This is a genomic window from Bradyrhizobium sp. CCBAU 53338, assembly GCF_015291665.1.
Lineage (GTDB): Bacteria > Pseudomonadota > Alphaproteobacteria > Rhizobiales > Xanthobacteraceae > Bradyrhizobium.
Map to the genome: position 1 here is coordinate 6678973 of NZ_CP030048.1, position 16263 is coordinate 6695235.

At 60.4% G+C, this 16263-nt stretch carries 22 protein-coding genes; 10 read left to right on the forward strand and 12 right to left on the reverse strand.

The features are described 5' to 3' along the window. Positions 1–7: 7 nt before the first annotated feature. From XH90_RS31405 to XH90_RS31430, 6 genes are all read right to left on the reverse strand, one after another. Positions 8–823 carry a cytochrome c gene (locus XH90_RS31405; protein ID WP_194478103.1) on the reverse strand — a complete coding sequence of 272 codons (816 nt, stop codon included), beginning with the start codon at positions 821–823 and terminating at the stop codon, positions 8–10. Continuing rightward, the gene (locus XH90_RS31410; RefSeq protein ID WP_194478104.1) at positions 823–2445 is read right to left on the reverse strand and encodes a b(o/a)3-type cytochrome-c oxidase subunit 1; all 1623 of its coding nucleotides are present in this window, start codon (positions 2443–2445) and stop codon (positions 823–825) included. Before XH90_RS31410 ends, XH90_RS31405 begins: the two co-directional genes overlap by 1 nt. Further along, complete coding sequence (locus XH90_RS31415) at positions 2432–2995, reverse strand: cytochrome C oxidase subunit II (RefSeq protein WP_194478105.1); 564 nt, start codon at positions 2993–2995, stop codon at positions 2432–2434. The genes XH90_RS31410 and XH90_RS31415 overlap by 14 nt, the downstream gene beginning before the upstream one ends. Positions 2996–3184: 189 nt before the next feature. Further along, positions 3185–4435: a cytochrome c gene (locus XH90_RS31420; protein WP_194478106.1), complete on the reverse strand. Its 1251-nt coding sequence runs from the start codon at positions 4433–4435 to the stop codon at positions 3185–3187. Between the two features lie 10 nt (positions 4436–4445). Then, positions 4446–5057: a c-type cytochrome gene (locus tag XH90_RS31425; protein WP_210348745.1), complete on the reverse strand. Its 612-nt coding sequence runs from the start codon at positions 5055–5057 to the stop codon at positions 4446–4448. A gap of 275 nt (positions 5058–5332) precedes the next feature. After that, on the reverse strand, positions 5333–5728 hold the full coding sequence (locus XH90_RS31430; RefSeq protein WP_194478107.1) for a hypothetical protein: 396 nt from the start codon (positions 5726–5728) through the stop codon (positions 5333–5335). 839 nt (positions 5729–6567) lie between these two features. On the opposite strand from XH90_RS31430, the gene ctaD reads away from it, so the two are divergent. The 7 genes from ctaD to XH90_RS31465 all read left to right on the forward strand — a co-directional run bounded on the left by ctaD (position 6568) and on the right by XH90_RS31465 (position 11920). Beyond that, positions 6568–8178: a cytochrome c oxidase subunit I gene (gene ctaD, locus XH90_RS31435; RefSeq protein WP_194478108.1), complete on the forward strand. Its 1611-nt coding sequence runs from the start codon at positions 6568–6570 to the stop codon at positions 8176–8178. A gap of 65 nt (positions 8179–8243) precedes the next feature. Further along, positions 8244–8828, forward strand: coding sequence for a DUF488 domain-containing protein (locus XH90_RS39900; protein ID WP_371748279.1), 585 nt, complete (start codon positions 8244–8246; stop codon positions 8826–8828). Between the two features lie 521 nt (positions 8829–9349). Then, positions 9350–10147 carry a succinate dehydrogenase iron-sulfur subunit gene (locus XH90_RS31445; RefSeq protein WP_371748375.1) on the forward strand — a complete coding sequence of 266 codons (798 nt, stop codon included), beginning with the start codon at positions 9350–9352 and terminating at the stop codon, positions 10145–10147. Positions 10148–10168: 21 nt separating this feature from the next. Next, positions 10169–10579, forward strand: a complete 411-nt coding sequence (sdhC, locus tag XH90_RS31450; protein WP_194478110.1) for a succinate dehydrogenase, cytochrome b556 subunit — start codon at positions 10169–10171, stop codon at positions 10577–10579. Then, entirely contained in the window at positions 10576–10962 is a 387-nt protein-coding gene (gene sdhD, locus XH90_RS31455; protein ID WP_210348708.1) for a succinate dehydrogenase, hydrophobic membrane anchor protein, read from the forward strand. The genes sdhC and sdhD overlap by 4 nt, the downstream gene beginning before the upstream one ends. Positions 10963–11061: 99 nt before the next feature. Continuing rightward, entirely contained in the window at positions 11062–11505 is a 444-nt protein-coding gene (locus XH90_RS31460) for a cyclic nucleotide-binding/CBS domain-containing protein (protein WP_194478111.1), read from the forward strand. 67 nt (positions 11506–11572) lie between these two features. Further along, positions 11573–11920: a carboxymuconolactone decarboxylase family protein gene (locus XH90_RS31465; protein ID WP_194478112.1), complete on the forward strand. Its 348-nt coding sequence runs from the start codon at positions 11573–11575 to the stop codon at positions 11918–11920. Positions 11921–12007: 87 nt separating this feature from the next. Here XH90_RS31465 and XH90_RS31470 read toward each other — a convergent pair whose 3' ends face one another. Together XH90_RS31470 and XH90_RS31475 are read right to left on the reverse strand one after the other, a co-directional pair. Beyond that, positions 12008–12829 carry a class I SAM-dependent methyltransferase gene (locus XH90_RS31470; protein ID WP_194478113.1) on the reverse strand — a complete coding sequence of 274 codons (822 nt, stop codon included), beginning with the start codon at positions 12827–12829 and terminating at the stop codon, positions 12008–12010. Between the two features lie 37 nt (positions 12830–12866). Further along, positions 12867–13196: a DUF6522 family protein gene (locus tag XH90_RS31475; RefSeq protein WP_194478114.1), complete on the reverse strand. Its 330-nt coding sequence runs from the start codon at positions 13194–13196 to the stop codon at positions 12867–12869. Positions 13197–13455: 259 nt separating this feature from the next. On the opposite strand from XH90_RS31475, the gene XH90_RS39905 reads away from it, so the two are divergent. Genes XH90_RS39905 through XH90_RS31490 form a run of 3 tightly spaced genes read left to right on the forward strand, consistent with a single transcriptional unit; the run spans position 13456 to position 14478 of the window. Continuing rightward, positions 13456–14034 (forward strand): DUF2249 domain-containing protein, encoded by a 579-nt coding sequence (locus XH90_RS39905; RefSeq protein ID WP_371748280.1) that lies wholly within the window; start codon positions 13456–13458, stop codon positions 14032–14034. Further along, on the forward strand, positions 14027–14248 hold the full coding sequence (locus XH90_RS31485) for a hypothetical protein (protein WP_194478115.1): 222 nt from the start codon (positions 14027–14029) through the stop codon (positions 14246–14248). The genes XH90_RS39905 and XH90_RS31485 overlap by 8 nt, the downstream gene beginning before the upstream one ends. Next, the gene (locus XH90_RS31490; protein WP_194478116.1) at positions 14242–14478 is read left to right on the forward strand and encodes a hypothetical protein; all 237 of its coding nucleotides are present in this window, start codon (positions 14242–14244) and stop codon (positions 14476–14478) included. The genes XH90_RS31485 and XH90_RS31490 overlap by 7 nt, the downstream gene beginning before the upstream one ends. Positions 14479–14503: 25 nt before the next feature. Here the strand turns inward: XH90_RS31490 and XH90_RS31495 are convergent, their stop codons facing one another. The 4 genes from XH90_RS31495 to XH90_RS31510 all read right to left on the reverse strand — a co-directional run bounded on the left by XH90_RS31495 (position 14504) and on the right by XH90_RS31510 (position 16123). After that, positions 14504–14932: an Rrf2 family transcriptional regulator gene (locus XH90_RS31495; RefSeq protein WP_194478117.1), complete on the reverse strand. Its 429-nt coding sequence runs from the start codon at positions 14930–14932 to the stop codon at positions 14504–14506. A gap of 134 nt (positions 14933–15066) precedes the next feature. After that, positions 15067–15303 carry a hypothetical protein gene (locus tag XH90_RS31500; protein WP_246755645.1) on the reverse strand — a complete coding sequence of 79 codons (237 nt, stop codon included), beginning with the start codon at positions 15301–15303 and terminating at the stop codon, positions 15067–15069. Continuing rightward, complete coding sequence (locus tag XH90_RS31505; RefSeq protein ID WP_194478118.1) at positions 15300–15599, reverse strand: metal-sulfur cluster assembly factor; 300 nt, start codon at positions 15597–15599, stop codon at positions 15300–15302. The genes XH90_RS31500 and XH90_RS31505 overlap by 4 nt, the downstream gene beginning before the upstream one ends. Further along, entirely contained in the window at positions 15596–16123 is a 528-nt protein-coding gene (locus XH90_RS31510; protein WP_194478119.1) for a DUF2249 domain-containing protein, read from the reverse strand. The genes XH90_RS31505 and XH90_RS31510 overlap by 4 nt, the downstream gene beginning before the upstream one ends. Positions 16124–16263: the final 140 nt, after the last annotated feature.

Consider the following 16263-nt stretch of genomic DNA (forward strand, 5'->3'; position numbering starts at 1 on the left):
TTCCAGATCAGTCGGTGGCCTTGACGATCTCCGGCGGCTGCGAGGCATAGTAGGCGGCGGCTCCGTCGATCTCTTGGGGGGTCATGGCGCGGGCGATATTGCGCATCTGCTGGCTGATGTCGTTGGTGCGCTGCCCAGATGCGAAGGCCTGAAGCTGGGCCTTCAGGTACGCTTCGGATTGTCCTTCCAACCAGGGACTGCCGACCTTGTTGTCCAGGCTGCCATGACACGATCCGCAGGGGGCGATCCCGCGCACCGGCGCACCGTAGATCACGACGCGAGGTTTCGGGAGTTGCTCCATCGGATGAAACGCGGGTAGCCGCGGCAGGTAAGCGTAGTATCCGGCCAGGTCAGCGATGTCCTGATCCGACAGGTTGACTGCAAACGGTGACATGATGGCGTTCGTGCGTGCGCCCGCACGGAAGTCGAGAAGCTCCTTGTAGATCACGCTCGCATACTGACCCGCGAGGTTCGGCGAGTCGGCCCGGCTGATGCCGGTCGGCCCATGGCAGATGGCGCAGCGTTGGGCAAGCGTCGCGCCGCGTCCGATCGACTCCTGTGTCGAATGCGCGAGCGTCGTCGGCGTCAGGACCACCTCCGTGAGGCGTGGTCCGACCTTTGCTGTTGGGACAAATGTAGGCGGCTGAGGCAATCCGGCGGCGCTGCAGATCGCGTCCCAGAGGCTTGCGAACTTCAATTCCGTCTGAGCGTAGGGTAATACGATGAAGCCACCGATTGCTGTCAGCACGAAGAAGCCGGCGGCTATGCCGACGCCGGCCGCAAAGTAGGAATTCCTGAACGTGAAGAGCTCGCGGACGCTCATCACTGCGCTCCTACATATATCGCAGGAACGGAGGTGTCCTGGCGGGCGGCGAGCGTCAGGATCGGATAGCCGTAATTCGTGACTGTGAGGCCAATCATCAGCGCCACCCAGATCGCGTGGCTGTTGAGCGCGAGCGGCACCGAACGAACCGGATGGACGGGCAGACTGAAGCGGTACGCTCCTGCATCCGTCGCCGGCTGGGCATGGGCGCGCGCCAGGATAAACAGAAACAACAAGCCCGAGATCAGCAGGATCAAGGCACCGCCGGCCGACATGCTGACCGATAACGCCTGAGGCGCGATGGCGGGGTCGGAGTAATCGTAGTAGGCCATGCGGCGCGGCATGCCGAGGATACCGACCCAATGCCATGGAAACGTGGTGACGATCATGCCGATGAACCAAAGCCAGAGTTGCGCACGCACGAGCCGGATATCCGGCAGCGCTCGTCCCGTCAGATGCGGCCACAAATCATAGGCGATCGCGAAATACATGATGACGATGGCGCCGCCGAAGATCAGATGAAAATGGCCAGTGATCCACTGCGTGTTGTGGATGGAGGTATCGAGCTGATAGCTCATGTTGATCAAGCCGCCGGCCCCGCCGAAGCCGAGCATGATGAAAGAGAAGGCCACCGCCAGCATGACCGGATTGTCCCACGGCAGCGCTGCGAGCCAGCCGAACAGGCCGCGGCCGCCGCGCAAGCGCGCGGCGATCTCGACCGAGGCACAGATGGTGAAGACGGTCAGCAGTGTCGGGAGCGCGACGAGCGCAGTGAAGGCGGAGTGGATGAACTTAAAGCCGGCGCCGACTTGCGGGTCCTCAAAAGTGTGATGAATCCCGATCGGCATCGCCACCACCAGGAACAGGATGAACGCGATCCGGGCCATCGTGTCGCTGTAGAGCCGCCCACCGATCGCGCGCGGCACGATCACGTAATAGGCGATATAGCTTGGGATCAGCCAGAAATAGACGATCGCGTGGAGAGTCCAGGAGAAGAACACACGCGCCAAGCCTGCGTCGATCGTCGTCCTCCAGCCAAGCGCCACCGGAATGATCTGCAGCAGAAGCTCGAGCGCGGCCCCCACTGCGGTCCATGCCCAAAGGTAGGAGCCGGCAACGTTTGCGAACATCGCGAGCGGCACTGGTTCGTCCGGATGGGCGCGCCGCCAAACGCGCAGGTTGATGGACATCAGGGCGACCCAGATCCAAGAGCCGACCACGACGAGCACGACGCCGATGTAGTAGAACGCGTTGCCGATCAGGGGTGGGTAGAAAGTGTACAGCACCGATGCCCGGCCAAGTGCGACCGGGATCATCGCCGTGATCGCACCCACGACGATCAGCCAGAATCCCGACCAGGCCCAGCGTACGCCGACCAGCGGCTGCTTGAGAGCCGATTCCGAGATGGCATATCCGAAGCCCATTGCGACCAGGGTCGGAAAGACGTAGCCCATGACCGTGCCGTGCGCGGTCAGCGACCGGTAGTACCATTCGGGATTGCTGATCCAGGTGTAGAGCGGGCTCCGGACGAACATCTGCCAAGCGCCGAGACACAGCGCGAGGCCGAAAACTACGAAAGCAAGCCAGAAATGCGCAAGGACGAGCTTTCTATTCTCCAACACAGCTCAGCCTCCCGCCGTTTTTCGCCCGATCGGCGAATGCCGCCTTGTCCACGACTTTGACCTTGCCCCACATACCTTCATGACCGAAGCTGCAGAACTCCTGGCAGGGCATCAGGTAATCGCCCGTCTTCTCGAAGCGCATGTACTGCTCGGAGACATAGCCCGGCACCAGCATGGTATTGACGTTGGTGCCCTGGATCAGAATGCCGTGAACGACGTCGGCGCTGGTGGCCCGTAGCGTGATCGGTGTTTGCGCCGGCACGAGGATGCAAGCCGGCGTGAAGGAGTATTGCTGACCGATCGCGCGCACCGTCACGGCCCCGCTTGGTTCCAGCACACTGCCGAGATTGGATTCGACGAATTCTCCCGAAAGGTGCAGCCGGGCGGGATCGATGGTTTCCACGCGAGCCTGCGGCATGGTCGCTTGGTGGATGCCCGCGAAGGCTGCCAGCAGCGCGAGCACGACGATAATCGCGATCGACACCTTCGCCCAGCGCTTCTCGGTCCGTTCGGCGACTTCGGCACCGCGATGGTCGTCCTGCACCGTCATTGCAACGCTCCGCGGGGCAGAAAGACGAGCAGATAGAATGCGAACCACATCGCAATGACACAGGCCGTCGCGATGCCAGCCACCGCCAATGCTCCGCCCGGACCTCTTGCCACAATTCGATCAACTGAGTCGTCGGCGGGAGCATTGGCGTCCGGGTGCGGATTGGAGTTGAGCATGTCCGTTCTGTTCTCAGTTGAGTGGTGCCGAGCGCAATTCATTCGCTTCGCGGGCGCTGACGGGAGTGCCGCGATTGCCCCAGGACGTGCGAATGTAGGTCACAACGGACGCAACCTCGTTGTCCGAGAGTTGGCCTGCGAAGGGCGGCATGCCGTAGGGACGCGGATTGCCTTCGGTGCCCGGAGGATAGCCGCCGTTGAGCACCATGCGGATCGGATTGACGGCCGACTCCATCTCGATTGACTGGTTGCCGGCGAGCGGCGGCCAATGCGGTGGTTTGCCCTCGCCTTGTGCGCCGTGGCAGGTCGCGCATTTCCCGTCATAAACGGTCTTGCCGAGGCTCATGAGCAAGCTGCTCTCGGTTGACGGCAAGGTCGATGCCGCTGACGCTCTCGTTGGTGTCGGCTCGGCGATGCTCTTGAGATAGACCGCCATAGCCTTGGTATCTTCGTCCGTCAGATACTGCAGGCTGTTGTAGACGACCTCGGCCATGGGACCGTACACCACGCCTCGCGCCGAGACGCCGGTTTTCAGGAGGTCCGTGATATCCTTGATGCTCCAGTCCCCCAAACCGGCCTCCCGGTTTGACGTCAGGGATGGGGCGTACCAGTTCTGCATGGGTATCAGGCCGCCCTTGAAGGCTTCCGATTGGGAGGTGCCGCCCAGCGCGTTGATCGGCGAATGGCACATGCCGCAATGGCCAAGTCCTTCGACCAGATAAGCGCCGCGATTCCATTCGGCGGATTTGTTCGGATCGGCTATGTATTCGCCTTCGTTAAAGTACAACGTTCGCCAGCCCAGGATCAGCTGGCGGTTGTTGTAGGGGAAGCGGAGGTCGTGCTCCCGGTTCTTCTGGTTCACCGCCGGGATGGATTTGAGGTAAGCGAAGATCGCGTCGCTGTCTTCGCGCGTAATCTTGGTGTACGAGGCGAAAGGCATCGCCGGATACATCAGCCCGCCATCGGGAAAGCGGCCGTAGTGCATGGCCTTATAGAAGTCTTCGGCGGTCCATTTGCCGATTCCGGTATCGCGGTCGGGTGTAATGTTGGATGAAAAGAGCGTGCCGAATGGCGTCGGCATCGCTCGTCCGCCGCCGAAAATCCGTCCCTCCGGCGCGGTGTGACAGGCGATGCAGTCCCCGGCGCGCGCCAGGTACTCGCCTCTCGCCGCGACACTGTTGCCGCTGGACCTCTGCTGCGCCTCAGCCGTGCAGCCGACGAACCAAATCAACAAAGCCATAAGGATTCGTGAGCGCGATGGCATCTCCGTCTCCTCAATCCGGTTCGCTACCGCAGGCGAAGGGCAGCACATAGGTCCCCTTCGGCGCTGGAGCGATGCTCACCGGGGCTGGACGAGCTGCAAGCCAAGCCGCCACCGCAGTGACGTCCGCCTCAGTCAGGCGCGACGCGACTTGTTGCATGCAGTCCGGCGCCTTGGCAGTACGCGTCCCGTACCGCCAGGCTCCGAGTTGTGCGCTGATGTAGTTGGGGCGCAATCCCAACAAGCCGGGAATGCCGGGCTCCATTCCGGTCAAAGCCGGTCCGTGGCAACTTCCGCACGCTGGGATCTGTCGAACGGGATCGCCTCGAGTGACCAGAGTTTGGCCATGCCGAAGCACGGCCTCGCTGACGTCGCTCGGAGCAGGCGGCGGAAGCGGCGGATGCTGTTCCGCGAAATAGTCGGCCATCTCCTGCAAGTACGGATCAGTCAGGAATTCGAGCAGGTAGTTCATTGGCGGGTATTTCCGCCGGCCGTTCTTGAAGGCGAGGAGCTGATTGAAAAGATACCCGGAGGGCTTGCCGGAGAGCCGAGGAAAATAGACGTCGTTCGTGCCCTGTCCCTGGTTGCCATGGCACGGAGTGCACGCTTCCACACGGGCCGCCATCGTATCCGGCGGTCCGCCAGGCGTTTGAGCGAAAACGGGCAAAGCCAGGGAAAACCCCAGTCCCACCCCGGCGATGGCACTTCGCAGCTGCACGCGCATCCCCAATGCTGCGCAAACGAGCGGGCTTAACTCGATCCGCAAGCTATTGTTCCATTAAGGAACTGTCCGACGTCAATTAGCAAATCGGAGGGCTGCCCGGCGGGCCCAAATGGTGAAGCCGCTCGCCGTGCGATCGGGCGCCAACTAAAGATTCGTATGCCTCCGAGGCAAGTCGTTTAGGTAAGAAAGGCTTCGAGTTGCTCAACCTGTTTGCGGTGGAGGAGTAGCAGGTACATGAGCTTCGCGTTCAGCTGGGAATCGAAGATGTTCAGAACGGCCTGCTCGATCATGTCGGATAACCTGGTCTGGTTCCAGCATGCAGACGTGATAGTGCGCTGAAGACTGGACGTCGGGTTGGCCATAGTGACCGTCTTCTTTTGGCTTTGGCGAAGCGAGTCGGCGCCTCCTCTCGCGACGATCTCTTTCTTGAGAAGAACGCATATTGCCCCTTGGGCGAGCTCCGACTCGAAAGCGACATCCGCAAGATGAATGTCAGCCACGCGGCCGATTGAGGCAAACGCCTTGGCGCCGATGTGCTCGGTCTCGAGGAGATCTCTGAGAAACTGCAGCACTTCCTCCCTAGACCAATACCCGAAGTATGCCGGATCCGCCTCACTCATTCCGCACGGAGGCGATGTGAACCTTTGGCTCGTACTGTCTAAGATACTTTGGCGTGGTAACCGGGCCTTGTGCATGATTTCGCTCCCCTGCGAACAAAGACCTGCAGCTTTCCTGATCGTGTCAGATCGTGGACTGCGTGTGGGCCGTTTTGAGTTCTCGCTCTTTGAGCTGCGTTGACAAGCGAGAAATATTGCCGGTTTGCATCAAGGAAGTTGTTATCTCGGGACTAGCATGACCCCCAGGTTACGCACTCTCATCTCGAGGGTCCGCGATGCTTTTCGACTTAATGCGTAGCGCGACACCCCACGAGAGGTCTCGGTGACGCACGAGACGGCACTTCAGGAGCAGCGCATCAGGCGCGCCAAGCAGCTTCAGAGCTTCTTCCCATAAGTACAAACAGGGCGGCGGCTCTGATAGCCCGCACATTCCGTCCGACAGGCGCGGTCACTGTCGCGTTCAGATGCTGGCCGCCGGGACGATCGGAATGTGATCAATCACTTCTGTATGAAGTCTGGTACCGAACGCCAGTTGTCCCTCTCGCGAGTCAACGGCGGCCGTTTGTAGATGGAAAGAAGCGGCAAGACGTGCTCTCGGCCGAGATCGATCAAAAATACTGCACTCAGACGACAATTTAATTCGTTTGTCGGGCGCATCTACGGATGGGACACATAAAACGCCGCTACTGCTGCAGTTTACGGGTCAACCATCGAGCTTAAGTCCGCAAGCCGGTTAAAGCACGAAGAGTGGGTATCACCTAGGTTATGAGCAGCCGATTGGTCGGAGTCACTGAATGTCGACTACCTCGAGGGTTACGGACGCGCACACTGTAGCTCATGCAATACCGACGGGATGGCGGCGCTATCTCTACTCAACCAACCACAAAGACATCGGCACGATGTATTTCGTGTTTGCGATGTCCGCCGGACTGATCGGTGCAATGCTATCGGTGGCGATCCGAGCCGAATTGCAGGAGCCGGGCGCGCAGATCTTCGCCAATCCGCACACCTACAACGTCTTCGTGACCGGCCATGGCCTGATCATGATCTTCTTCACGCTCATGCCGGCCATGATGGGAGGCTTCGGCAATTGGCTGGTGCCCTTGATGATCGGTGCGCCGGACATGGCATTCCCGCGGATGAACAACATCTCGTTCTGGCTGCTCCCTGCCTCGTTTACGCTGCTCATCATTTCCATGTTCGTCGAGGGTGAGCCCGGCTCCTCCGGAGCAGGCACCGGCTGGACTCTCTACGCACCGCTCTCGACGGCCGGACATCCCGGCCCGTCGGTTGATTTCGTCATCCTATCGCTGCATCTGGCCGGCGCGTCTTCGATCCTCGGTGCGATCAATTTCATTACCACCATCTTCAACATGCGTGCCCCCGGCATGACCATGCACAAAATGCCTCTGTTCGTGTGGTCGGTGCTGGTTACGGCTTTCCTGCTCCTCTTGTCACTGCCCGTGCTCGCCGGTGGCATCACCATGCTACTGACCGACCGCAATTTCGGGACGACGTTCTTCGCTCCGGAAGGTGGCGGCGACCCTGTGCTGTTCCAACACCTCTTCTGGTTCTTCGGTCATCCCGAAGTCTACATCATGATCCTGCCCGGCTTCGGCATCATCAGCCAGGTGGTCTCAACCTTCAGCCGCAAACCCGTGTTCGGCTATCTCGGAATGGCCTATGCGATGATTGCCATAGGATTCATCGGCTTCGTCGTTTGGGCCCATCATATGTACACCGTGGGCATGTCGAGCAGCGCTCAGGCCTACTTCGCCGTCGCCAGCATGGTGATCGCCGTGCCAACCGGTGTCAAAATATTCTCCTGGGTCGCGACCATGTGGGGCGGTTCATTGAAATTCGAAACGCCAATGCTTTGGGCAATCGGGTTCATCTTCGTGTTCACGATCGGCGGTGTCACCGGTGTGGTGCTCGCCAATCCGGGGATCGATCGATCCCTACAAGACACCTACTATGTAGTCGCTCACTTCCATTACGTGCTGTCTCTGGGCGCGGTCTTCTCGATCTTCGCCGGCTGGTACTACTGGTTCCCGAAGTTCACCGGATACATGTATTCGGAGACGCTGGGCAAACTGCACTTCTGGCTGACATTCATCGGCGTCAATCTCGCGTTCTTCCCCATGCATTTCCTTGGCTTGTCGGGAATGCCGCGCCGCATCGCCGACTATCCGGACGCATTCGCGGGCATGAACCTGATTTCCTCGATTGGCGCCTATGTTTCCGCCGCCGGCCTGGTCGTGTTCTTTTCGGGGCTCGTTTATGCCCTTGCCCGCAAGTCGAGGGCGGCGGGCAACCCGTGGGGAGCAGGTGCGACGACGCTCGAATGGACGTTGCCTTCGCCACCCCGGTTTCACGAATTCGAGGTTCTCCCGCGAATTCAATGATCGGATGATCATATGGAGTCGACTACCTTCAGAACGTTGGCCAGAGCAATCAGAAGGGGTGGACCATGACGAGACGGTTGCGCGATCCAGACGCTAGCAAGGCGTTGGATCGTCAGTTGGACATCGAGCTTCAGGACACCTTTCCGGCCAGTGACCCGTTGAAGATCACGCGGTTCGCCGTTCCGGTGTACGAGCCGCACTCGAGAAAGGTGAGGTTGACGCCGCCCCTTAAGGGCCGGCCACCGGCTCGCTCCAACGGCAAAGGAAGGGGTCTAACCATGAGCAGGAAAAGCACGGCAGACCGTGTCAGGATCAAGCGGGCCTATGAACCGCCCACCTCCGAAGACGGAACCCGAGTCCTCATTGACCGGCTGTGGCCACGCGGAGTGATGAAGGCGAATGCCGCGATTGATGAATGGATGAAGGCGATAGCGCCCAGCACGGAGCTGCGGAAATGGTTCGGACATTCTCCCGAGCGTTGGCCGGAGTTTCGGCGGCGCTATCGGTCGGAAATCCGGCAGCATCCCGCCGAGCTCCAGCGATTGCGAGAACTTGCGCAGGACGGACCGATCACGCTCGTCTATGCCGCACATGACGACGCACACAACGACGCGGTGGTGTTGAGAGATCTACTTCTCAAAAGAAGCTGAATGGAGATGTGACGCAACTAAAGGCGCATTCTCGATCATTTTCCTTCACCCCGGATAAATCCCTTCGGTCAAACTCGATTATGCAGGAACAGTGGAAGCGTCGGGGGCGAACTCTTTTGATCGATTGGAGATAGACGATGACTTTGGAATGCAATTTGAACATCTCACGGCGCGAGACATCGGCGCCGATCTCGGGGCGGCAACAGATGGTGGCCAACGCACGGAGCGTTTTCGCCGCCTCGACGCAAAAGACGGTCCTGCATAAGCAGTGGCAGCGCCGATGGACTGCGGCACGCAGCGTGTGGGGGCCATGCTGTTGGCTCTGGAGTTGGGCGGAACGAATTGGCGAACCACGGTGATGGTGTCGGCCACGGCCTTCATGCTCGCCCGAGGCGGCGACATGCTTGACGATCATTGAGCGGGATCGCTCGGCCGGCCCATGTTCCGGGAGCGCCCGGCAGATTTGGAGGAGGAGAGCAGTGATCATTCGGCGTTCCGACGAGATGCCTCATATCACGCTGCTGAAGCGCTTCCCGGTGCCCAGGAACTTCGGCGTATCCGCCGGATCCCGCATTGGAAAGGGACGAAATTGGCCAAAGCCAAGCGGTGCGGTCCGGATCAAACGATTTGACGTCTATCGCTATGATCCGGACTCTGACGCAAATCCGCGCATCGATACCTTCCACGTCGATCTCGACGATTGCGGCCCGATGGTGCTCGATGCGCTCATCTGGATCAAGAACAGGGTCGATTCGAGCCTCACTTTCCGCCGCTCGTGTCGGGAGGGCGTCTGCGGCTCCTGCGCGATGAACATAGACGGTACGAACTGGCTGGCCTGCACGAGGTTCATTTCCGATCTGGCCATGCCAGGGACGATCTATCCGCTGGCGAACATGAGGATCATCAAGGATCTGGTGCCCGATCTCACTCACCTGTTTGCCCAACACAGCCTGGTTGAACCCTGGCTCCACTCCAAGACGCCCGATCCCGAACGCGAGCGGCGTCAATCGCCGGAGGAGCGCCACAGGCTCGACGGCCTCTACGAATGCATTCTGTGCTTCTGCTGCACCTCGAGCTGTCCGAGCCACTGGTGGAACGGCGACCGTTTTCTTGGTCCTGCGGTACTTCTTCAGGCGAACCGCTGGCTTGCGGACAGCCGCGATGAGGCGACTGGCGAGCGGCTCGACGATCTCGAAGATCCATTCCGACTTTATCGCTGCCATACCATTCTCAACTGCACGCGGACTTGTCCCAAGGGACTAAACCCCGGAAAAGCGATCGCCGAGATCAAAAAGATGCTGATCGAACGCCGCAGTTAACGACAGAGAGAGGATCGGTCCATGCCAAGCATTCCAACGGATCGCCCAAGGCCAATGTCGCCCAACATCCAGATCTACAGGCCACAGCTCACCTCGGTCCTGTCGATCGCAAACAGAATGACCGGCATTGCGCTAGGCGCTTATGCGGTCGCAATGGTCGTCTGGCTGATTTCGATAGCGGCCGGACCGACCACCTATGCCACGGTCCAATCGTTCATCGGGTCATGGCTCGGCCAGATCCTACTGTTGGGGTGCACGTTCTCCTTCTTTCTGCACCTTTGCGGCGGCATCCGGCACCTCGTCTGGGACGCGGGGCAGGGCTTCAGTCTCGGCGCGATCTACGCTTCCGGATGGACGGTGGTAGCGGCAAGCGTAATGCTGACGGCTCTCACGTGGGTCGTGGGAATCACCTTGGCGGGACACGGCAGATGAGTAGGACCGAGATGCGTTCACCGCTCGGCAAGGCGCTGGGACTGGGCTCCGCTCGGGAAGGGGTGGAAAATTGGTTGCTTGAACGCGTCTCGGCTATTGCACTCCTCCCGCTCACCTTGTGGTTCACGGTCTCAACCGTCATGCACGCGGGCGACGACTACGGGACGGTGGTGGCCTGGCTCAAGATGCCCGTCACGACGACGCTGATGACCTTGCTTCTGGTGGCGCTGTTCCATCATACCGCGCTTGGCCTCCAGGTCGTGATCGAAGATTATGTTCACTCTTGGATCAAGCTTCCCGCGCTGCTCGGAATGCGCCTGGGCTGCCTAGCGTTGGTGGTCGCAGGGCTCGTAGCGACGCTGAAGGTCGCCTTTGGAGTTTGAGATGAACCGGATCGCACGTTTTAGACAGATATCGACGGACGCTCTGACACGAATGCGGATCAAGGATGTTAGAGTCCCTAATAGGCGCCTCAGCCGTCAATGATTGTTGAAGCAATCCTGCCTGTCGCTCGTGAGCGGCTCATCACTCTGGGCGACAGGGCTTCGCTCGTTGACGCAGCAAGGCTCCTGCGCGACGTCGAAGTGGATATCGTCGTCGTACGCAAAGCCGACGAAACGTTGGCGGGCGTCATCACCAAGACGGACGTTGTTCGCCAAATCAGCCATTGCCAGGGAGCTTCTTGCATGGCAGCGGCTTCGGCCGTCATGACCAAGGCGGTCGTCTATTGCCGTCCCAATGACTTGCTGAGTGACGTCTGGTCGCGGATGAAGGAACGGCATCTGAAGAACGTCCCGATTCTGGATCCGGGCTCCCGACCGATAGGCGTGCTCAACGCGCGGGATGCGCTCGAGGCGCTCCTCGGAGAGCTTGAATATCAGGAGGTCCTGCTGCGGGACTACGTGATGTGCGTTGGCTATCACTAACGGCGAGTGATCTTGCCCCAGCCGCTAGGGAGGGGCTCCGTTTCCGCCGAGAACAGGGAGTGTTGAAATGACCGATACGATGTATCCGCCCTCGTCACGCGAACTTGCCGAAAAGCGCCGAGACCTCGCGCCGGAGACCGAAAAGGCATTCCAGGCCTTTAGCCGCCAAGTGTTCGCCGACGGGGCGCTGCCGTCGAAGACCAAGCAGCTGATTGCAGTTGCAGTGGCCCACGTAACGCAGTGCCCCTACTGCATCAAGGGACATACGAAAGCTGCGCTCCGCCAAGGCGCGACGCGCCAGGAACTGATGGAAGCAATTTGGGTCGCAGCCGAGATGCGCGCCGGCGGCGCCTATGCCCATAGCGCCCTCGCATTGGCGGCTATGGACGAAGTGGAAAATCGGGCCAAGTCCTGAAGACCGGCGCTCGCGCGGAACCAGCCGGCAGCAACTGCCAGCGAGACCGTCGCACCCCGCTTTCCCTCGGCGCCTACCGCGCGATGGTTATGGATCCTTTTGCCCGACCATGTAAATGGCGCTCAGGTTTGCCCGATAGCGCTCGAACACCCATCGCATGGCCATGACCCGGTCGCGCGCCGCATCGTCTTTCAAGAGATTCTTTGCCAGCCTCAAGGCTCCAAGAATGCCCTCGTCCTCGATCAGCCGAAGCGGCCGTAGCAGGTGCATCGGCGCATGGCCGAGGGCAACAACACGAAATCCGCCGCTTTGCAGGAGGGATTTCCATTCCTGACTGCGTAGCGGCCGGGCGCCGATGTGGATGACCGAGGAGAGTGCCCGATTGATCTCGCCCTGGCGCTCGGACGGCATGTCGTCAGGGACGATAGCGAGTTCGTGAATGCCGTACCGCCCGCCCGGACGCAGCAGCCGGAACGCCTCAGCCACGATCCGTCGCTTGTGCTCCGCGGTCTGCATGCTCAACATCGCCTCACCGACGACGAGCGAGGTGGACGCGGAGGGCAACTGCGTCTGGTCGGCTCGACCAACGACGACCGAAATGTGAGGAGCGGAGGGCAGTCGCCGAGCGGTCCACTGCGCCGCTTGTGCGTCACGTTCGATGGCCGTGTAGCACTGCGGTTCGTGACGCAGAATCATGCGGGCCGTGACGCCGAGACCGGGCGCGAACTCCACCACTTCGTCCGCGGGACTAATGGCCAGGTCGTCGAGCAGCGCCCGCGTCAGTTTAAGCCCTCCTGGGCGCAACACCCGCTTGCCGAGCCGGGCAAGCAGCCAGTGTCCCGGCATCTTCGCGATTTCGAGACTGCCGCCAGGCAGATCCACATCTTGGATCGAATGAATATCGGTCATTTCCCATCTCCTGCTCGCGGTGGCAACGTCATGCCTGTCAGCCGGTCGCCCGCTGGGCGTCCGGGATTGGGCGGTCGCCGAAATCGATCGCCGATCTACGAAGGAGGCGACCCGCCAAGTCCGTGATCAGCCGTGCGCGGCGGCTCCGGCAAAAGAAGGTGAGGCGAAACTCACCTTCGTCCTCCCCGATCCCGCGCTCGCAGACGCTCGTGATTTGTCCCTCGCGCATCAGGACCGGCACGCTGGTTACCGGCACGTGCAAAAGCTCGCCAATGAGTGCGGCGTCCACAAGAAACGTGTTGTCGCTGAACTCTATGACGCGATCGGATGGTGCTTGGGATTGGGCATCCTGGAGGCTCTCGATCATCGAAGATTCTCCTTGTCGGTTCACGCTAAAAGATATATCTTATATATATCTTTGAAGAAGGGAGTGTCAAGCGATGTCCGCGTCTGTCCAGTCGGAAGCCCGAACGTTGGCGCGGGCGGTCCGCGCTACGAAGCTTCGGGCCAAGCCGAGGTCACGGAGCGCAAGAGTCTCCAATAGCAATCTTCGTCCGACTCTCTCGACGGCCGAGCTCGCGTTCCGCATCTACGCGTCATTTCGCGCCCATCCACACATATGCAACGTGCTGACGCATATTTCATGCGCCAAGTGGAGCGAGGTGGAACGGTCCATCAGCTCTATTCTCGATCCGGCGACGACAACCGATGAACTTTCTCCGCTTGGGAGGAACATCGTCGATCTGATGGTCGCCGAGCGGGGGATCACTGGAAACATCCTGAAGCCCCATTTCCAAGCGGTCTTGCATAGGCTTCTCGATCCGCCCCAGTCGGAGCGGCTGATCCGCCATATCGAGGCTCTGTTTCGCGACCTCGAATGGAAGGCCCAACATCCCGCGCAGCCGCCAGCGCCGAGCACATCTTCTGAGAAGTCCGAAGTGTCAGAGTTGAATTGCAGTGAACGCGTCATCAACGTTGCGGACATCGATCCGCAATACCGTCATGCGATCCTCTCTCGCCTGTTCGAGCATCTGGCTCCGGATGACTCGATGCAGATCGTGGTAGATCACGATCCGAGGCGACTGCGGCTGCAACTCGAGGCGCGCCATGGCTCGCGATGCGGTTGGTCCTATCTAGAAACGGGACCGGATGTCTGGCGCGTTCGCCTCCGCCTGCTCGGTCGTGGGAGCGAAGATCATGGCTGATCCGTCAATCTCGAGCTGGAGACGTTTCGGTCAGCTATTCACGGTGGATGCCACGTCGCGCTGGCCCCGTGACGGCCGACGCTCGCGCGCGGAAAGGCTGGAAATCATCTCCTGCGTCGCCGCGACCGGGATGAGCGAGTGCTCCGCATGGATCGTCCCGATACTTGAGCGCACGATTGAAGAGGACCCGACAATGGAGAAGCGCAAATGTTGAGCAATTCCCATCACCATGTAAATCCAGCGAACGAGGCGGAACGGACCTATCTCGAGTCGCTCATCCGCGAGGATTTTGAGCGATGTCACTCCGGCGAAACACTGGATGATGTCAAACGCCGGGCATCGTTTTCCAAAGAAGACAAGGGACTTCTACGGGATTGGATGGCGGTAGCTGCGACGCGAGCGGCCGACGAGCAGGCAGGATCGCCAGCCAGGCTGGCTGCCTGATCGGCGCGCCGGAACGGATTGTCGGTCATGCTGCGGGTCGGACGCCAAAGTCCTTGGGCCTGAGCATCAGGTCGGCGAGCGTGTACTTGTCAAGCACCGCATTGAACGCATCGAGCCCCTCGTGGAAGATGCCGCGCAACCGGCAACTGCGTGTGATGATGCATTGGTTTCCCTTAGCAAAGCATTCGACCAGTGCGAAATCGGGTTCGGTAGCGCGGACGACGTCGCCCAAGCCTATCCTGTGCGGCGGCTTTGCCAGCGTCAGTCCGCCGGAGCGGCCACGCACGGCCTTCAAGAAGCCGGCCCGCGTCAGGGTGTTCGTGATCTTCATGAGGTGCGCGCGCGAGATCTTGTAGACCTCGGACACTTCCTCGATGGTGATCAGGCGGTCGTCATGGGCCGCCGCGTACATTAGCAGCCTGAGCGCGTAGTCGGTAAAATTCGTCAGTCGCATGCGGATCCCAAATTGAATAAATCAGCGGCACGGAGAAAACCAAAGGTATACATAATCTCGATGTTTTGCAATTTGCAGGGCTTCCATTTGCAGCGCCGACCGGCTCGCGATGCCGGTAGCCTCCACAAAATCGATCACAGCTTGCGCAGGAGGCGGTGCAACAAGGCGTTAAAGCGCCTCTCATCCTTTGGGGCGCTTCGACGGAGGATGACGCAGGCCTTGCCGGCGATGCGGCAGGCGGCGTCTACCTCGCCGGCATCGGCAAGCTTTTGCAAAGCATCAAGCAAGAGCAAGTTGATCTGCTCGTGCGGCGAGATGAGGGGAGCCAGCGCGGAATAGTTGAGGCCGGGACTGACGGAGGCCCGCGTCATCGACCGCCCCCTAGGTAGTTCTTTGCCGCCTGGCTCATCACGACCGGAGCCCACGGGGGATCATAGGTAAGCTGGACATCGGCCCAATGAACCCCGGCGACGGACTGCGCTGCCTCTCCGGCACCGTCCCTGAGATAATTGGTGGCGGGGCAGCCCCTCGTCGTCGTGGTCATGGAGATTCGGGCCACACCGTCGTCCGCGATGGCAACATCGTAGACTAGCCCGAGATCGACGATATTGATCACCTGGCGAAGCGCCGTGCGCACCCGCTCGACCAGATCGCCGGCGACTTTCATTCGGCCGCCTCCCTTTGGGCGCCCTTACGTATCAGGAGCTTGTACGTCGTCTGATCCGTCTCGAACCCGCCCAGCCATTCGAATCCTCGCTTGCCGAGTTCCGGCAGCAGGAATACCGGCTCGCGGCACAGAAGAGCACACAATACCTCGCCCGGCTGCAAGTCTTCGACGGCCGCAAGCGTGCGCACCATTGGCTCCGGCGGATCGAGATCGCGATTATCAAGCAGGCGCACGGGCTCGGGCCATCTCGAAGCGGCAACGCCGTCCGGTGTCGGCTGAGCGTCAGCGGCTTGAACGTGCGGAGTGAACAGCACTTCCCAATCGCCGCCACCGATCTCTTTTGCGGCATGGTCGAATCCCTTCTTACCCAGCACCGTGTAGAGCGGCACCGGCTCGAACGTCGCCAGCAAGCGGAGCGCCTGTCCAGCGCTGAGGCCGTTGACGGCCTGCATGATGGCCGAGAAGGGTTCGCCGCCGGAGCGCAGAATCGGCCGTACGTCGAGTTCGTAAGAAGCTTGCGTCATATGTCATTCCTTCATCTTGCGGTCGTTACAGAAATGGCGCGATGCAGCCGCGGCCATGCAGGATGGTCGTCAGGCAACATCGCCTCCGAGTCAGCGATGACTTCTCCTCGAGATTGGACGGAGGCGAGGCGAAACAGCCT

Coding starts and splice junctions, on each gene's coding strand:
- XH90_RS31415 (WP_194478105.1), bottom strand. CDS start 2,995: ATGACGGTGCAGGACGACCATCGCGGTGCCGAAGTCGCCGAACGGACC.
- sdhD (WP_210348708.1), top strand. CDS start 10,576: ATGAGTAGGACCGAGATGCGTTCACCGCTCGGCAAGGCGCTGGGACTG.
- XH90_RS31470 (WP_194478113.1), bottom strand. CDS start 12,829: ATGACCGATATTCATTCGATCCAAGATGTGGATCTGCCTGGCGGCAGT.
- ctaD (WP_194478108.1), top strand. CDS start 6,568: ATGTCGACTACCTCGAGGGTTACGGACGCGCACACTGTAGCTCATGCA.
- XH90_RS31485 (WP_194478115.1), top strand. CDS start 14,027: ATGGCTGATCCGTCAATCTCGAGCTGGAGACGTTTCGGTCAGCTATTC.
- XH90_RS31425 (WP_210348745.1), bottom strand. CDS start 5,057: ATGGCGGCCCGTGTGGAAGCGTGCACTCCGTGCCATGGCAACCAGGGA.
- XH90_RS31500 (WP_246755645.1), bottom strand. CDS start 15,303: ATGACGCGGGCCTCCGTCAGTCCCGGCCTCAACTATTCCGCGCTGGCT.
- XH90_RS31420 (WP_194478106.1), bottom strand. CDS start 4,435: ATGCCATCGCGCTCACGAATCCTTATGGCTTTGTTGATTTGGTTCGTC.
- XH90_RS31510 (WP_194478119.1), bottom strand. CDS start 16,123: ATGACGCAAGCTTCTTACGAACTCGACGTACGGCCGATTCTGCGCTCC.
- XH90_RS31490 (WP_194478116.1), top strand. CDS start 14,242: ATGTTGAGCAATTCCCATCACCATGTAAATCCAGCGAACGAGGCGGAA.
- XH90_RS31475 (WP_194478114.1), bottom strand. CDS start 13,196: ATGATCGAGAGCCTCCAGGATGCCCAATCCCAAGCACCATCCGATCGC.
- XH90_RS31405 (WP_194478103.1), bottom strand. CDS start 823: ATGAGCGTCCGCGAGCTCTTCACGTTCAGGAATTCCTACTTTGCGGCC.
- XH90_RS31465 (WP_194478112.1), top strand. CDS start 11,573: ATGACCGATACGATGTATCCGCCCTCGTCACGCGAACTTGCCGAAAAG.
- XH90_RS31460 (WP_194478111.1), top strand. CDS start 11,062: ATGATTGTTGAAGCAATCCTGCCTGTCGCTCGTGAGCGGCTCATCACT.
- XH90_RS39900 (WP_371748279.1), top strand. CDS start 8,244: ATGACGAGACGGTTGCGCGATCCAGACGCTAGCAAGGCGTTGGATCGT.
- sdhC (WP_194478110.1), top strand. CDS start 10,169: ATGCCAAGCATTCCAACGGATCGCCCAAGGCCAATGTCGCCCAACATC.
- XH90_RS31505 (WP_194478118.1), bottom strand. CDS start 15,599: ATGAAAGTCGCCGGCGATCTGGTCGAGCGGGTGCGCACGGCGCTTCGC.
- XH90_RS31495 (WP_194478117.1), bottom strand. CDS start 14,932: ATGCGACTGACGAATTTTACCGACTACGCGCTCAGGCTGCTAATGTAC.